Genomic DNA, 15,295 nt, shown 5'->3' on the forward strand with positions numbered 1-15,295 from the left:
GATGGGAGGCGGCAGAACGTCGTGAACTTCACCAGAATCCGGACAGAGTGTATGGATCGCATCGTCGAACAGCTCGCCGGATTGCCTGATGTCGCCGAGGTGCTGTCGATGCCTGCCCTGCAGGCCGGCTTCCCCGAGGTCCTCACGGACGTCACCACCCTGCAGCCGTCGGTCCGCTGGGTGCACGTCTCGGACAGCCCGCGGGTCGCCGCGCTTCTCGACGGGGGTGAGCTGTTGCTGTCCACCGGCGCCGGCTGGCCGGGGGATGCCGAAGGGCTGTCGGTGCTGGCATCCGAACTCGCGGATGCCGGTGTCGCCGGGATCGTGCTCGAACTCGGCACCCGCTTCACGGTGACTCCACCGGCATTCGTCGCCGCATGCCGCCGATTCCGGGTCGCGCTGATCAGCCTCGAGCGGGAGGTCAAATTCGTCGCCGTCACCGAGGCCGTGCATCGGCGGATCATCGCCGGTCAGCTCGACGCGCTGCAGCAGCGTCAGCAACTGCACGAGTTGTTCACCACGCTCAGCCTGCGCGGCGCGCCGGCCGACGTGATCGTGCGCGAGACCGCCAGAGCCCTCGACGCCGGCGTCGTGCTGGAGAACCTCGCGCACGAGGTCGTCGCGGCCGATGCCCGCACCGTCGATGACGCCGGCCTTCTGGACGGATGGGCGGCGCGCTCGCGGCGGATCGCCGACGGGCGCGAACAGGGATGGATCCTGGTGCCGGTCGAGGGCCGCGGAATCCGCTGGGGGAGCCTGCTCGTGGCTCCGGGAGCGCCGCATCCTGCCGGCCGGACGACGGTGCTCGAGCAGGCGGCGACGGCACTCGCTCTGGCCCGGCTCGCCGACGGCGACGGCGCGTGGGAGTTGCTCTCGCAGCGCCGGCTGCTGGCATCCCTGCTCGAGCAGCAGCATGCGACGACCGCGGATGCGCAGGCGCGGCTGGAGGCGAGCGGCTTTCCCGTGCGGGGGCGACGGCTGCAGGCGCTGGTCGTGGATGCCGCCTCGCCGAGCAGCGCGGAGGCGGTACGCGCCGCCATCGAAGACACCGAACCCGCAGCGCGCTCGATCGGCGCCGTCTTCGATGGTGCTGCCGTCATCCTGCTGTCGTTTCCCGCCGGTGCGTCCGTGTCGGATGCGGCCGCCCGTCGCATCGCCGCCGGTCTCGATGACGCCGGAGGACTCGCCGTCGGCGCGGCATCCGATTCCCTCGCCGAGTTGCTGGACTCGTTGCCGGCTGTTCGTGCCCTCGCGCGGCGGCTGCCGCCCGGCGGCTTCCGGCGCGTGGACGACCGACCCCTCGCGCGTCTGGTGAATGCGCTGCACGGGGATCACCGGCTGCAGGAGCACAGCGAGCGGATGCTCGGGCCGCTGATCCGATACGACCAGGATTCCGGCGGCGACCTGCTCGCCGTGCTGGGCGCGCTCGTGCAGCACCCGGGCAGTCGCACGGCCGCCGCGGCGGCATCCCATCTCTCGCGCTCGGTGTTCTACCAGCGGCTGACCCTCATCGGCGATCTGCTGGATGCCGACCTCGAAGACGGCGAGACGCTCGCCGCCCTGCACCTGGCGCTCTCGGCGTACACGGCGACGTCGCGCTGAGTGCACCGCTGTTAGAGATTGTTATCTTCGTCGATTTCCGCGGGCTGCCGTGGCTACGGTGTGAGCACCCCAGCCCGCCTCGACGATGAGGAAGCTCATGAACGCTCAGTCCTGCCCTTCGTTCTCCCGCCGCCAGATCCTTCGACTCGGCGTCGCCGGAGGTCTCGCGCTCGCCGCGTCGGCCGCGACGCCCGTCTTCGCCGCCCCGCCGGCGCTCGCCGGCCGCGGTCCCTCCGCAGGCTCCGCGGGTCCTGGCGTCACTGTGACGGACCTCGGTCCGGGGGTGACGGCATTCACGCACGCCGCAGCGACGCGAGTCGGTGACACCGTCTACGTCGCCTCGCGCAACATCGCCCCGATGCGGGTCGTCGGCTATCACATCCCGACTGGCACGGTCACGAGCGTCACCGATGGTCCGGGCGTCAGCACGCAGCTCTTGGTCCCGGATGTCGACGGCCGCTACCTGTACTCCGCGATCCGCCAGTACGCCACCGCGCCGGGTCCCGGTCTCATTCGGATCGACCTCGGCCAGCCCGACGCGCCCAAGGAGGATCTGCACGACATCCCCGCCCTCGACCCCTATGGCCTGAGCGTCACGCCGGACGGCGTGGTGTACTTCGGCGGCCGCGAGATGAGCGCTGATCTTCGCCCGAGGTTGCGCAGATACGACACGACGACCGGGGTTCTGGACGAAGTCGCGATCCCCGACCCGAAGGCCACGATGATCCGCTGCGTCGCCGCCACCGCGACCGAGGTGTACATCGGCACCGGCAGCGTGCTGAACGCTCTCCCGACGAGCAGCAAGGCGGGTCTGTGGGTGCTGGACAGGGCGACGAACGCCGTCCGCTCCATCCTCCCTCCGGAGTTCGCAGGTGGCGTCGAGGTGCGCGACCTGATCATCGTGGACGAGAACACCCTGTGCGTGAGCGGAATCACGCCGCAGGGGGCGGCGCTGGCTTTCATCAACCGGGCGGACCCGTCGTCGTACGTCATCGCGCCTGCCGGGCGCGGTGGCTCGGCGAAGAATCTCGCGCACGCCGACGGCAAGATCTACGCGATCCTCGGCGGGCTCTTCGAGTACGACACCGCCACCCGCACGGTCCGTGATCTCACTCCGAAGGGCGTCGAACTCGGCGAGCTCTGGGGGCTGTTCGTCCGCGACGGCAAGTTGTGGACCGTCTCGGCGTTCGCGCTCGCCGTCGAGGTCGACCTCGCGACAGGTGAGCACACCCTGCACGACCTGATCGCGGCCGGCGCCCCCGCCGGGGCTCTGCTCGCCATGTCGGTCGCGGCAGGCGGAGGCGGGGTGTATGTGGGCGGGACGAATGCCGTCTCGCGCCGCGACACCGCGACCGGAGCGGTGACGCGCCTCTTCGCGCCTTCGGAGGCCAAGGACATCGGCATCGTGAACGGCGTGGCGTACTTCGGGCAGTACAGCAGCGTCGGCATCCTGGGTCACGACCCCGCGGCCGACGGCGCGTGGCCCCGTCTCGTCGAGAAGTTCCCGGCAGGTCAGAACCGTCCGCATCAGGTCGTCTGGGACGAGGCGAACCAGCTGCTCCTGCTCGGCCTGCAGAACGACACGCAAGGCGGCGGCAGTCTGCTCACCTACGATCCCGTGCGGGACGTCCTCACTTCGGCGATCAACCCGATCGATGCCAGGCAGATGATCCGCTCAGTGGCCACGCACGACGGCATCGCGTATCTCGGCGGTGACGTCACCGGAGGCAGAGGGGTGGTGGTGGCGTGGGATCCGGTCGGGCAGACCGAGCTCTGGCGCGTCGATCCGCTCACGGACACGGCCGGGGTCACCGGCCTTGCGGTCCACGGGCACCATCTCTACGTCATGGGGTATCGCGGAGAACTCGCCGTGGTCGATCTGGAGACCCGCGTCGTGATCCATCGATCGCGCCACCGCGACGTGGTGCCGAACTACGGGACGCTCTTGGTCAATCGCGGGGTCGTCTACGGAACATCCAGCGCGGCCTTCTTCCGGTTCGACCCGCGGACCTTCGACCGGACCGACCTCGTGACGCTGAACGGCGAGTGGTACGGGATCCCGCGAGCCGCGGTCGACGAGAACGACGACTTCTACGCGATCCAGGGACGCAACCTCGTGAAGATCCGGGTCAGTCAGCGCTGACGGGCAGCTCGTCTCAGGCGATGTAGACCTTGCGGAGCGTCTCGGCGACGGTCCACAAGGTCTGCATCCCCTCATCGAGGCGGACGATGCTGCCAGGTCCGACCTCGAGCGCTGGCAGCGCGGGCGAGACGAACTCGATCGTCGCCCGCCCGGACAGCACGACGAACACCTCGTCGACCTCGGTGTCGGATGCCGTTCCCGGCGTCATCTCCCAGATGCCGATCTCGGTGTCGTCGATTGTCGCGAGGGCGTGCGACGCCGTCGTCGGTGCACCTGACAGCACCTCCGCGGCAGGTAGCGGCTCGTGCGCGAGCGCCAAGCCCGCCGCATCCACGCCGGTCCCTGCCGCCAGCTCGCCCGCGAGCTCCTCACGACTCACGAGTCGAACCCCATACCGACGGCGTCGAGCGCCTTGAGGAACAGATTGCGCTTGCCCTCGTTGTGGTCGGCGCGGTTCATCGCTGCCCGCACCAGGTTGATGCCGATGGCAGCCGCCGGCTCCGGCGGGAACGGGATCGGCTTCTCCCGCACCATCCGCAGTTGCGTGCGCTCGGTCTCGATTCCCGACAATTTGTCGAGCATGACGTCGGCGGCGAAGCGGGCGGCCCCGACGCCGAGTCCGGTGAAGCCGGTGGCATACGCCACGCGTCCGCGTCGCGCGGTGCCGAAGAACGCGCAGAAGCGGCTGGACGAGTCGATCGCCCCGGCCCAGCGGTGCGTGAAGCGCACGCCCTCCAGCTGCGGGAACGTCGTGAAGAAGTGCTCCGCGAGGCGGCGATGGCTCTCCATCCTGTCCTCGTACTCCGGGCGCACCTTGCCGCCGAAGTGGTAGACGGCGTCATAGCCGCCGAACAGGACGCGGTTGTCGGCCGACAGCCGGTAGTAGTGGAACTGGTTCGCGCTGTCGGCGAGCCCCTGCCGGTTCGACCAGCCGATCGAGGCCAGTTGCGCGTCGGTCAACGGCTCGGTCATCAGCACGTAGTCGTACACGGGAACCGTCATCAGGCGATTGCGCTTGAGGAGCGACGGGAAGACATTCGTGCCCAGGGCGACCGCATCCGCCGTCACCCGCCCGCCGTCGGTCTCCAGCACGACCGGGTCGGCGCCGTCACCGTCGACGAGGCGCACCCGCGACTGCTCGAAGATCTCGACGCCCAGTTCGGTGGCCACGCGCGCCAGTTCGAGACCGAGCTTCGCCGGGTGCACCATCGCGCACCCCTCGCGGTCCCAAGAGCCGGCGAGGTACGTGTCCGAGTGCACCTCGGCGCGCACGGCATCCTGATCGAGGAATCCCTCCTCGCCGCGATACCACTCGACCTGATGCGGCTCGACCGCCACGGCCAGCTGGCCGGTGCGCTCGAAGTCGGCGTCGATGCCGTAGCGCTGCACGGTGTCGGCGATGCCGTCGAGGTTCTCCACGCCCAGTTCCTCGAGGCGGTCGATCTCTTCCGGCCAGCGGTTGACCCCGTTCTCGTGACCGTGCGTGAGGCTCGCCTCGCAGAAGCCGCCGTTGCGTCCGGATGCCGCCCAGGCGACGCGCGAGGCCTCCAGCAGCACGACACGGCGGTCGGGCTCGCGCTCCTTCGCCCGGATCGCCGTCCAGAGTCCGGCGTACCCGCCGCCGACGATCGCGAGATCCGCCCGGACGTCGCCCGCGAGACGCGGGTACTCCGTGCGCTGCACGTCGTCGAGCCAGAAGGCGGCGAATGCGGTGCTCTGCAGGGCGTGGTCGACGACGGATGCCGCGGGGCGGCGGCGCTCGAAAACAGTGGTGCCCATCAGCGCGTTCCCCAGTTGTAGAGGTCCTTGTAGAGCCCCGCGTAGAGCAGGCTCTCGGTGTGCGTGACACCCGGAAGGGTGCGGATGCGGGTCGCAATCAGATCGATCAGGTGCTCGTCACTCTCGCAGACGGCCTCGACGAGGATGTCGAAGGTGCCGAGGGTGACCACCACGTAGGCGAGCTCGGTGATCTGCGTGAGTTCCTGTGCGATCGCTCGCGGGTCCCCCGAGACGCGGATGCCGATCATCGACATGCGATGGAATCCGAGCTGCATCGGGTCGGTGACGGCGACGATCTGGATGATCCCGGCCTCCGTCATGCGCTGCACGCGCTGCCGGGCAGCGGCCTCGCTGAGGCCGACCGCACGGCCGATTTCGGCGTAGGGGCGGCGGCCGTCTTCCTGGAGGAGCTCGATGATCTTCTTCGAGACCTCATCGAGGGCAGGCTGCTTCTGTTTGGCGCTCATGTGTCGATATTGACACGCTGGGTCGGTCGATGCAACTGATTCAGTCGTGAAAACTGGATGAGTGCTACAGAATTCGTAGCGCTCCGGATATGATGACGGTCATGCGCACAGAGCTTTCTTTGCAGAACTTCATCGGCGGCCGCTACGTCCCTGTGCACGGGGACGGCACGATGCCGCTCATCGACCCCGCGACCGAAGACGTGTACGGGACGCTCCCGGTCTCGGATCGCGACGACGTCGACACCGCGTACGCGGCAGCATCCGCCGCTTTTCCGCTCTGGCGCGACACGACGCCGGCAGACCGTCAGCTCGCGCTGTTCCGCATCGCTGACGAGATGCAGGACCGCGCGGAGGAGTTCGCCGATCTCGAGTCGCAGGACACCGGCAAGCCGCGGGCGACCCTGGTGGCCGATGAGATCATGCAGTCCGTCGATCAACTGCGGTTCTTCGCGGGTGCTGCCCGCAGTCTCGAGGGGAGAGCGGCGGGGGAGTACCTCGCCGGACACACCTCGTTCGTGCGCCGCGAGCCGATCGGCGTGATCGGGCAGGTCACTCCCTGGAACTACCCGCTGAACATGGCGGTCTGGAAGATCGCACCGGCGCTCGCCGCTGGCAACACGGTCGTGCTGAAGCCGGCAGAGTCGACCCCGCAGTCGACCCTGCTGCTGGCCGAGATCGTGGCGAAGCACACCCCGGCAGGAACGCTCAACGTCGTGCTCGGCGATCGCGACACCGGTGTGGCCCTGGTCGAGCATCCGACGCCGCAGATGGTCGCGATCACCGGGTCCGTGCGCGCCGGCATGGCCGTGGCGCGTTCGGCCGCGAACGATGTCAAGCGCGTGCACCTGGAACTCGGCGGCAAGGCGCCTGCGATCGTGTTCGCGGACGCCTCGATCGAGAAGGCGGTGGAGGGGATCATCACCGGTGCGTTCTTCAACGCTGGCCAGGACTGCACGGCCGCGACGCGCGTGCTGGTGCACGCGTCCGTGCACGATGAACTGGTGGAAGCGCTGGTGAAGAGGGCGCAGTCGGATGCTCGCACCGGCGGCCCGCACGAGGAGGGCGTGCTCTACGGCCCGCTCAGCAGTGCGGCGCAGCTCGCTCAGGTCTCCGGCTTCATCGAGCGGCTTCCCGCGCACGCGAAGATCGAGACCGGTGGTCGGCGGCAGGGCGATCGTGGGTACTTCTTCGAGGCGACGATCGTCTCGGGCGTGCGGCAGGACGACGAGGTCGTGCAGGGCGAAGTCTTCGGCCCTGTGCTCACCGTGCAGTCCTTCGAGACCGATGAAGAGGCATTGGAATTGGCGAACGACGTGGACTTCGCGCTCGCGTCATCCGTCTGGACCACCGATCATGCGCGGGCGATGCGCTTCTCCCGAGACCTCGACTTCGGGTGCGTCTGGATCAACACGCACATCCCGTTCGTCTCGGACATGCCGCACGGCGGCTTCAAGCACTCCGGGTACGGGAAGGACCTCTCGCAGTACGGATTCGACGACTACACGCGCATCAAACACGTGATGTCGGCGCTCGGCTGATCGGGGAACGGGGAACCGCCCGACGAAAGTCTGGCCACACGCGACGAAAGTCACGTGTCGGCGGAATGAGTCGCGGCAATAGAGTGACGCTGTCGTAAGCGTGCGCTGGGGAAGTTGCCGATCTACGGGAATGGCGTCCCCAATGAACGCCTACGAAAGAGGGCTCGTGCGCACACCCACCAAAGCCGCCGTTGTCGCTGCAACGACGGCTTTTCTCATCCCTGTATTCTCCTCACCCGCCTTCGCCGCCGACGACACCCCGATACTGCTCGGCACCAACACCTCGGCCGCGGCGGCTGCCGACGTCCTCACCGATCTGGCGGTGGCAGGCGGACAGGTCTACTCCAGCTACGGCGACTATGACGCCAACACCGGCCCGGTCGATCTCAACTCGCTCAACGTCACCACGGGTGCGCTGACGAAGCAGCTGACTCTGAACAGCGAGGAGCTGAAGGCACTCCGCGTCATCGACGGCAAGGTCTACGCCGCGGATGTCGACCCGAAGGCCGCGTGGACGGCCAACGTCGGGTACGCCACGAACGCCGGCGGATCCTGGACATATAACGCGGCCACCCCGTTCCAGCACGTCTTCGACATCGCGAAGAGCGGCAGCGAGATCTTCCTCGCCGGCAGCATCGTCAACCCGGATCCCGCGGTGTACGGGCCGACCCCTGACCTCGCCGTGATCAAGAAGAGCTCTGATGGCGGAAAGACCTGGTCGATCACCAAGGCGAGGTCGTCGGCCAGTGGTTCCAGTGCCTACGACCGCTACTACTGGCTGGCCAACGTCGGGGGGAAGATCGCGGCGATCGCGGAGGTCCGCGATGCGAGTGGCAACACGAACCGTGTGCTGGACGTGTACAGCGGCGGCCGATGGAGCACGATCGACCTGGGGCGCTTGTTCTCACTCGCACACCGGCACGAGCCGACCAAGTACGAGGTCCTCGGCAGCAGGATCATCCTGTCGGACAGCAACACCACCGGGTACATCGACCTGAACGCGAAGGGCAAGAACGGCGGAGTGCAGATGTCGAACCTCCCGGCATCCTTCGCCTCGCGCGACATCACCGTGCACAACGGGGTCGTCTATTCGGTCGGGAACTGGTTCGCCGGCACCGGCATCGACATGACGAAGAACGTCGTCTTCGCGACCAGGGACGGCGCGAACTGGACCCAGGTGGCGACTCCCGCCGTCATCCCCGCGACCACCTATTGGGATCACAACGGGGAGATGATCCCCGACTACGGCATGTACACGTCGATCGCCGTGGATGGCGCGACGATGTATCTCGGCGGAGATGACGCGAAGGTCTACAAGGTCAGCGCACCCGTGGTGCCCTGACGAGTTCCTTCACTCGACGGTGCTCGGCGAGCGCGACGTCGGGGCGCTCCTCGACCTTCGTCGCGCCGTCGGCGACCCAGCCGTGCGCTTCGTAGAACGCGTCGGCGCGAACGTTGCCGTCGAGCACCCAGAGGTAGGCGCGGGTGTGCCCGGCACCGGCGATGCGCTCCTCGGCTGCGGCGAGGAGCGCATGCCCGATGCCGGTGGACCACGCGGCGGGGTCTGCGTAGATTCCGTAGACCTCGCCATCCGCCGCGCCGTCTTGGTCGCGGCCGGATCCGAATGACGTCCAGCCGACGACCTCGCCATCGCGCTCCGCGACCAGGAGGGCGAGCGTCGTCGGCAGCGGCTCGGCGATGATGCTCCGCCAGCGATCGGCGCGATCGGCGACCGAGAGCTCGTCGAGCACCTTCTGGTCGATGAGCCCGAGGTAGGCGGCCTGCCAGGAGCGCACGTGCACGCCTGCGACGTCGTCGGCATCATCGATCAGAGCCTCGCGTATCACCAGCTGCGTCATCGCTTCAGGCTAGCGGCGAGGGCGGGAGGGGGCGGAGATGGCCGCCTCGCCGCGTCGGATGCGGCCGAGTGCGTCCCCTCTCGCGGGGGAGGTGTCGGAGATGGTCGCCTGACGGCGGGGGATGCGGCCGAGTGCGTCCCCTGCCAGCGGCTGGCCGGAGAACTCAACCGGCGTTGCGTCGGGCTTCCCAGCCGGTGCGCACCATCTCGTCGACCGTGTAGCGCATCGTCCAGTCCAAGTCGCGGGCGGCGAGTTCACCGGTCGCCACGATGCGGTCGGGGTCGCCGGCGCGGCGAGGGCCGATCTCGGGCGAGAAGTCGATGCCGGTGACGCGGACCATGGCATCCATGATCTGCTTCACGCTCAGGCCGTCGCCGGAGCCGAGGTTGTACGCGGCCTCGATCGCTTCACCGGCGGCAAGGCGCTTCGCGGCGGCGACGTGCGCCGCGGCGATGTCGCCGACGTGCACGTAGTCGCGCACGTTCGTGCCGTCTTCCGTGGCGTAGTCGTCGCCGTTGATCCGCGGGGTCTCGCCGGCGATCAGCTTCTCGAACACGATCGGGAACAGATTGTGCGGGCTCACGTCGTACACCGTCGGGTCGGCCGAGCCGACGACGTTGAAGTAGCGCAGAGACGTGTGCCGCAGCGGCTTCTCCGAGCCGGCGGTCGCGGTCGCCTGGTCACGCAGCAGCCATTCGCCGATGAGCTTGGATTCGCCGTACGGGCTCGCCGGCTTCTTCTCGGTCTCCTCGACGACGAGCGAGACATCGGGGGTGCCGAAGACAGCGGCGGATGACGAGAAGACGATGTTCGTCACGCCCGCAGCATCCATCGCCTCGAGGATCACGCGGGTGCCCTCGACGTTCTGCGCGTAGGTATGCAGCGGCCGCTGCACCGAGACTCCGGCGTACTTGAAGCCGGCGACGTGGATGACGCCCTGCGCGTCGTGGTCGCGGAGCGTCTTCTCGACGAGGTCGCGGTCGAGGATGCTGCCGTGCACGAACGGCACACCCTCAGGGACGAACGAGGCGACGCCGCTGGAGAGGTCGTCGAGGACGACGGGGGTGAGGCCGGCATCCGCGAGTGCGCGCACGACGTGCGCTCCGATGTAGCCGGCGCCGCCGGTGACGATCCAAGACATGTGTGTTCCTCTCATCGCGCTGGCGCGCGGTATTCAGTCTGTCAGGCGTCGCGGTGCGCGCCCGCGGAGGGGGTCACCGTGAAGATGTGCGGTTCGGAGAATCCGGATGCGGCGAACGCGGCGTTCACGGCATCGGACACCGATGCCACGGCGTCCTGCTCGACGAGCGCGATGGCCGCGCCGCCGAAGCCGCCGCCGGTCATCCGCGCACCGAGCGCGCCGGCCGCCAGCGCGGCCTCGACCGCGGTGTCGAGCTCGGGCACCGAGATCTCGAAGTCGTCGCGCATCGAGACGTGCGAGGCGACGAGCAGATCGCCGATCGCGCGGGCACCCTCTGTGCGCAGCACCTCGACGGTGTCGAGCACGCGCTGGTTCTCGGTCACGATGTGGCGCACGCGGCGGAACGTGATGTCGTCCATGAGCTCCTGCGCGCGGGGGAGATCGTCGACGGACACGTCGCGCAGCGCGGCGACACCCATGATCGATGCGCCCAGCTCGCAGGACGCTCGGCGCTCGCCGTAGCCGCCGGTGGAGTGCGCGTGCTTCACCCGGGTGTCGATGACGAGGATCGCGAGGCCGGCCTCGGCGATGCCGACCGGCACCAGCTGCGCCTCCAGTGATCGGCAGTCGAGGAAGATCGCGGCATCCGGCTCACCGAGCATCGATGCCATCTGATCCATGATCCCGGTGGGTGCGCCGACCGCCTCGTTCTCCGCGCGACGACCGATGCGGGCAAGAGCCGTGCGATCGAGATCGGCGTTCCAGAGGTCGTTCAGCGCGGATGCGGCGGCCCCCTCGATCGCGGCGGAGGAGGACAGCCCGGCGCCGACCGGTACATCCGAGGCGATCGCGATGTCGACACCGCTGCCGACGAGTCCGGTCTGCCGGAGCGCCCACGCGACGCCGAGCGGGTACGCCGCCCACTCCGGCACGGCCGGTTCGCTGCCGGTCGCTGTCGGGAAGATCTCGTCGAGATCGTCGAGCGCGACTTCGACCGGCTCCGCGGCGAACGTCGATGCGACGCGCACACGGCCTTTCCCGTCTTCGCGCCTGCCGACCGCGGCGACGGTACGGTGCGGAATCGCGAAGGGCAGCACGAAGCCGTCGTTGTAGTCGGTGTGCTCGCCGATGAGATTCACGCGACCCGGTGCCGACCAGAGGCCGTCCGGCTCGCGGCCGGTCAGGTCGGTGAAGAGGGTGCGTGCGGCGACCTGGGTGGCGTGATTCGACTCAGCCATCTCGTTTCCTTCGGTCGATCCGGTCGAGGGCTGCCGACGCATCATGCGGATGCCCTTTCGATGGCCTCGCGAATACGGGCGGCACCCTGTTCGGGGGCGACCTCGGCGGCCCAGGCCCACATCGCGGCCTCGGATCCGGCGAGGAATTTCAGCTTGTCGGCGGCGCGACGGGGGCTGGTGAGCTGCAGGTGCAGGCGCACGCTCTCGCGGCCGATGTGCACCGGCGCCTGATGCCAGGCGGCAATGTACGGGGTCGGGGTGTCGTAGAGGGCGTCAACACCGCGCAGCAGTTTCAGGTAGAGGGGGGCGAGTTCGTCGCGCTCCGCTTCCGTCGTCTCGGCGAAGTCGGGCACGTGGCGGTGCGGCATGAGGTGTACCTCGAGCGGCCAGCGGGCTGCGAAGGGGACGAACGCCGTCCAGTGCTCCCCCTGGAACACCACGCGCTCCGACCCCTGTTCGAACTCGAGGATGCGCTGGAACAGATCGGGCGCGGTGCGGTCGATGCTCTCCAATACCCGGGCGGTGCGCGGGGTGACGTACGGATAGGCGTAGATCTGGCCGTGGGGGTGCGGGAGGGTCACGCCGATCGCCTCGCCGCGGTTCTCGAACGGGAAGATCTGCTCGATGCCGGGGAGGAGCGAGAGCGCGGCGGTGCGGTCGGCCCAGGCCTCGATCACGGTGCGGGCGCGGGTGACGGACTGGGTGCCGAAGGATCCTGCGTGCTCGGGGCTGAAGCACACGACCTCGCAGCGGCCGACCGAGGTGCGGGTGCGGCCGAGGCCCAGGGCCGCGAGATCATCGAGGCCTCGTGGCGGATTGCTCGCGCCCGGCGCGGTGCCGACGGCCTCGGCGAGGGCAGGGCCGAACGCGGGAGAGCGGTTCTCGAAGACGGCGACGTCATAGAGCGACGGCACCTCGGACGGGTTCGTCGGCGTCTGCGGCGCGAGCGGATCTGCGTCGGCGCTGGGCATCATGACGCGGTTCTGACGGTTCGCGGCGACCGTGATCCAGTCGGCGGTGAGCACATCGAGGCGCATCGTCGCCGTCGCGGGCCGCGGGTCGAGGGTGCGGGCGTCGACGGAACGCTCGGCGTCGAGCGTCGTGTCTGGGTCGTCGTAGTAGATGAGGTCGCGGCCGTCGGCCAGCACGGTGGCGCGCTTCGTGACGCCGGCGCTCAGTGCTTCGATTCGCGTCTGGGGGGTTTCGTGCGTGTTCACGTAAACATGGTGACATAGCCTCCGTGGTAACGTCAACACGGAGAGGGGGATTGCGATGACCGCTGAGGATCTCGTGCTTGGATCGGACCAGGCAGAGCCGACACCACGTCGCCGCCGCGGCTCGACCGGACGGGTCTCGATGGCCATGGTCGCCGCGCGTGCCGGGGTGTCGGGCCAGACCGTCTCCCGCGTCGTGAACGACAGCCCCCGCGTCGACCCCGAGACCCGTGCGCGCGTCGAGACCGCGATGGCCGAGCTCGATTATCGCCCGCACCGCGCCGCCCGCGCCCTGCGCACCGGTCGCTCCCAGACCATCGGTCTCGTCGTCACGACACTCGCCACCGTCGGCAACTCGCGCATGCTGCAGGCGACGGCCGAGGCTGCAGCCGAGCGGGGCTATGCACTCACTCTCGTCACCGCGTCGAACGGCGTCGCGGCCGCATTCGAGAGCCTCGCCGAACAGGAGGTCGATGGCGCGATCGTCCTGAACGAGGCCTCGGCCCAGGTCGCCACGGTCGAGCGCCCTCGTGGGCTGCGACTGGTCGTCGTGGACGCGGCTGTGGATGCCGGGTTCGTCTCCGTGCACAGCGATCATGCGGGCGGTGCAGCCGCCGCCACCGCGCATCTCCTCGCCCAGGGGCACGTCGCGGTGCATCACGTCGCCGGCCCCGCCGACTCCTTCGCTGCGGCCGAGCGCGAGCGCGGCTGGCGCGAGACGCTCGTCGCCGCGGGGGCCGATGCGCCGGCTCCTGTTCGCGGCGACTGGAGTGCCGAGTCGGGGTACGCGGCCGGGGTCGCCCTGGACGCGGCGTCCGCCGTCTTCTGCGCCAATGATCAGATGGCTCTCGGCGTGCTGCGCGCTCTCGCGGACAGTGGTCGAAGGGTGCCGGAGGACGTCGCGGTGATCGGTTTCGACGACGTGCCGGATGCGGCGAACTACCGGCCGCCGCTGACCACGATCAGACAGGACTTCGCAGCCCTCGCGCACCGCGCCGTTGAGGCGCTCGTGGCAGAGATCGAGGGTGGCAGCGTGGCGGCAGGTCCCGTCATCGTGCCGACGTCCCTGATCGAACGCGCGAGCGTGCGCTGACGCCTCCTCGCCTCAGGCCGAGATCACGCACTCACTTGTCAGCGCGCCGGCGCCGTGGATTCGCGCGCATGCAGCGTCGGGCTCAGGATGACCCGGTGCACGGGGCGCGAGGGGTCGGCGAGGCGCCGAGCGAGCAGATCGACCGCCGCGGCGCCGACCGCACCGCGCGGAGGGCTGACCGCGGTGAGCGCCGGGGTGAACAGCTGGGCGACCTCATCGTCGTAGGCGATGACGGACAGGTCCTCCGGCACGGCGAGGCCGCGGTTGAGGGCGATGTCGATGAAGGCCATCGCCGCGGGGTCGGGGTGGATGAGCAGCCCGGTCGCCCCCTTCTCGAGCGCGGTGTCGATCGCGGCGTTCACGGCCGAGGTGAAGCCGGGGACGTTGCGATCGGGGATCAGGCTCTCGAAGTGGGCATCGGGACCCAGTTCGAGTTCCTCGCACGCGGCGGCCCACCCCTTCACGACCTTGCGGCCGGTGGGGGAGTCGCGCGAGACGATCAAGCCGAGGCGGCGGTGGCCCAGTTCTGCGAGGTGCCTGGCAGCGAGCACGGCGCCGAACGCGTGGTCGGTCGTGACGCTCTCGACGGGCTCTCGTCCGGGGAGCACGACCGCATCGCGCTCGACGAACACGCTCGGGATGTCGGAGGACGCGAGCCACTGCACCACGTCCTGCGCGTGGGCGGCGTCGGGGTTCGGGGCCACGATCAGGCCCCGGATGTCATCGGATGCCACGAGGCGCTCGAGGACCGGTCGCTCGTCCTGCAGCTCGTACGAGGCTCCGCGGAGCACCAGGCGCAGGCCGCGGCGCTGCGCTTCGGTCTCCATGCCGCGGAAGACGCCGGGCCAGTAGTACGCGAGCGAGGGAACCAGCACGGCGATCGCCCCGCCGCTGACGGACTCCGTGGCCTCGACAGACACCGCGCCCGACGTGGGAACGGCTCCGCCGTGCACCCGCTCGAGGTGGCCTTCCTCCTCGAGCTGCTGCAGATCCCGGCGAAGAGTGACGGGGGCGACGCCGAGCTCCTCGGTGAGCTGCGAGACCCGCACGATCCCGTCGCGCACCAGGGCGGCGAGGATGTGCGCATGGCGCGCCGGCGCCAGGGGGACGTGCTGCTGATCGGTCATGGATTCAGCATAGCTGATCGAAAATGATCGAATGTGGATTAATTACGGGTTGTCTTGATCGAAACAGAATGATAATCTCCAAACGATCGCGAAC

13 protein-coding genes are annotated in these 15,295 nt (G+C 69.0%); 5 read left to right on the forward strand and 8 right to left on the reverse strand.

Annotation, left to right across the window (positions count from 1 at the left end):
* The first annotated feature begins 51 nt into the window (after window positions 1-51).
* Together MRBLWO13_RS07520 and MRBLWO13_RS07525 are read left to right on the forward strand one after the other, a co-directional pair.
* Complete coding sequence (locus tag MRBLWO13_RS07520) at window positions 52-1,602, forward strand: PucR family transcriptional regulator ligand-binding domain-containing protein (RefSeq protein ID WP_341977551.1); 1,551 nt, start codon at window positions 52-54, stop codon at window positions 1,600-1,602.
* Window positions 1,603-1,699: 97 nt separating this feature from the next.
* Complete coding sequence (locus MRBLWO13_RS07525; protein WP_341977553.1) at window positions 1,700-3,745, forward strand: PQQ-binding-like beta-propeller repeat protein; 2,046 nt, start codon at window positions 1,700-1,702, stop codon at window positions 3,743-3,745.
* Window positions 3,746-3,758: 13 nt separating this feature from the next.
* Here MRBLWO13_RS07525 and MRBLWO13_RS07530 read toward each other — a convergent pair whose 3' ends face one another.
* Genes MRBLWO13_RS07530 through MRBLWO13_RS07540 form a run of 3 tightly spaced genes read right to left on the reverse strand, consistent with a single transcriptional unit; the run spans window position 3,759 to window position 5,991 of the window.
* Complete coding sequence (locus tag MRBLWO13_RS07530) at window positions 3,759-4,124, reverse strand: cupin domain-containing protein (RefSeq protein ID WP_341977555.1); 366 nt, start codon at window positions 4,122-4,124, stop codon at window positions 3,759-3,761.
* Window positions 4,121-5,524 carry an FAD-dependent oxidoreductase gene (locus tag MRBLWO13_RS07535; RefSeq protein WP_341977557.1) on the reverse strand — a complete coding sequence of 468 codons (1,404 nt, stop codon included), beginning with the start codon at window positions 5,522-5,524 and terminating at the stop codon, window positions 4,121-4,123. The genes MRBLWO13_RS07530 and MRBLWO13_RS07535 overlap by 4 nt, the downstream gene beginning before the upstream one ends.
* Window positions 5,524-5,991 carry an Lrp/AsnC family transcriptional regulator gene (locus MRBLWO13_RS07540; RefSeq protein ID WP_341977559.1) on the reverse strand — a complete coding sequence of 156 codons (468 nt, stop codon included), beginning with the start codon at window positions 5,989-5,991 and terminating at the stop codon, window positions 5,524-5,526. Before MRBLWO13_RS07540 ends, MRBLWO13_RS07535 begins: the two co-directional genes overlap by 1 nt.
* Before the next feature lie 101 nt (window positions 5,992-6,092).
* Here MRBLWO13_RS07540 and MRBLWO13_RS07545 point away from each other — a divergent pair, with 101 nt between their 5' ends.
* Both MRBLWO13_RS07545 and MRBLWO13_RS07550 read left to right on the forward strand, forming a co-directional pair.
* Window positions 6,093-7,529: a gamma-aminobutyraldehyde dehydrogenase gene (locus tag MRBLWO13_RS07545; RefSeq protein ID WP_341977561.1), complete on the forward strand. Its 1,437-nt coding sequence runs from the start codon at window positions 6,093-6,095 to the stop codon at window positions 7,527-7,529.
* A gap of 142 nt (window positions 7,530-7,671) precedes the next feature.
* Window positions 7,672-8,871 (forward strand): hypothetical protein, encoded by a 1,200-nt coding sequence (locus MRBLWO13_RS07550; RefSeq protein WP_341977563.1) that lies wholly within the window; start codon window positions 7,672-7,674, stop codon window positions 8,869-8,871.
* Here MRBLWO13_RS07550 and MRBLWO13_RS07555 read toward each other — a convergent pair.
* The 4 genes from MRBLWO13_RS07555 to galT all read right to left on the reverse strand — a co-directional run bounded on the left by MRBLWO13_RS07555 (window position 8,849) and on the right by galT (window position 12,984).
* Window positions 8,849-9,388: a GNAT family N-acetyltransferase gene (locus tag MRBLWO13_RS07555; RefSeq protein WP_341977565.1), complete on the reverse strand. Its 540-nt coding sequence runs from the start codon at window positions 9,386-9,388 to the stop codon at window positions 8,849-8,851. The two genes, MRBLWO13_RS07550 and MRBLWO13_RS07555, sit on opposite strands and share 23 nt — an antisense overlap.
* Before the next feature lie 163 nt (window positions 9,389-9,551).
* Window positions 9,552-10,529 (reverse strand): UDP-glucose 4-epimerase GalE, encoded by a 978-nt coding sequence (galE, locus tag MRBLWO13_RS07560; RefSeq protein ID WP_341977567.1) that lies wholly within the window; start codon window positions 10,527-10,529, stop codon window positions 9,552-9,554.
* 41 nt (window positions 10,530-10,570) lie between these two features.
* Window positions 10,571-11,767 (reverse strand): galactokinase, encoded by a 1,197-nt coding sequence (gene galK / locus MRBLWO13_RS07565; protein WP_341977569.1) that lies wholly within the window; start codon window positions 11,765-11,767, stop codon window positions 10,571-10,573.
* Between the two features lie 41 nt (window positions 11,768-11,808).
* A complete protein-coding gene (gene galT / locus MRBLWO13_RS07570; RefSeq protein WP_341977571.1) occupies window positions 11,809-12,984 on the reverse strand; it encodes a galactose-1-phosphate uridylyltransferase in 1,176 nt (391 codons plus the stop codon).
* Window positions 12,985-13,123: 139 nt separating this feature from the next.
* Here galT and MRBLWO13_RS07575 point away from each other — a divergent pair, with 139 nt between their 5' ends.
* On the forward strand, window positions 13,124-14,074 hold the full coding sequence (locus tag MRBLWO13_RS07575) for a LacI family DNA-binding transcriptional regulator (protein ID WP_341978321.1): 951 nt from the start codon (window positions 13,124-13,126) through the stop codon (window positions 14,072-14,074).
* A gap of 38 nt (window positions 14,075-14,112) precedes the next feature.
* On the opposite strand, the gene MRBLWO13_RS07580 is transcribed toward MRBLWO13_RS07575, so the two are convergent.
* Window positions 14,113-15,201 (reverse strand): substrate-binding domain-containing protein, encoded by a 1,089-nt coding sequence (locus tag MRBLWO13_RS07580; RefSeq protein WP_341977573.1) that lies wholly within the window; start codon window positions 15,199-15,201, stop codon window positions 14,113-14,115.
* Window positions 15,202-15,295: the final 94 nt, after the last annotated feature.

Source organism: Microbacterium sp. LWO13-1.2, from assembly GCF_038397725.1.
Taxonomy (GTDB): domain Bacteria; phylum Actinomycetota; class Actinomycetes; order Actinomycetales; family Microbacteriaceae; genus Microbacterium.

Coding starts and splice junctions, on each gene's coding strand:
- MRBLWO13_RS07520 (WP_341977551.1), top strand. CDS start 52: ATGGATCGCATCGTCGAACAGCTCGCCGGATTGCCTGATGTCGCCGAG.
- MRBLWO13_RS07525 (WP_341977553.1), top strand. CDS start 1,700: ATGAACGCTCAGTCCTGCCCTTCGTTCTCCCGCCGCCAGATCCTTCGA.
- MRBLWO13_RS07535 (WP_341977557.1), bottom strand. CDS start 5,524: ATGGGCACCACTGTTTTCGAGCGCCGCCGCCCCGCGGCATCCGTCGTC.
- MRBLWO13_RS07540 (WP_341977559.1), bottom strand. CDS start 5,991: ATGAGCGCCAAACAGAAGCAGCCTGCCCTCGATGAGGTCTCGAAGAAG.
- MRBLWO13_RS07545 (WP_341977561.1), top strand. CDS start 6,093: ATGCGCACAGAGCTTTCTTTGCAGAACTTCATCGGCGGCCGCTACGTC.
- MRBLWO13_RS07550 (WP_341977563.1), top strand. CDS start 7,672: ATGAACGCCTACGAAAGAGGGCTCGTGCGCACACCCACCAAAGCCGCC.
- MRBLWO13_RS07555 (WP_341977565.1), bottom strand. CDS start 9,388: ATGACGCAGCTGGTGATACGCGAGGCTCTGATCGATGATGCCGACGAC.
- galE (WP_341977567.1), bottom strand. CDS start 10,529: ATGTCTTGGATCGTCACCGGCGGCGCCGGCTACATCGGAGCGCACGTC.
- galK (WP_341977569.1), bottom strand. CDS start 11,767: ATGGCTGAGTCGAATCACGCCACCCAGGTCGCCGCACGCACCCTCTTC.
- MRBLWO13_RS07575 (WP_341978321.1), top strand. CDS start 13,124: ATGGCCATGGTCGCCGCGCGTGCCGGGGTGTCGGGCCAGACCGTCTCC.
- MRBLWO13_RS07580 (WP_341977573.1), bottom strand. CDS start 15,201: ATGACCGATCAGCAGCACGTCCCCCTGGCGCCGGCGCGCCATGCGCAC.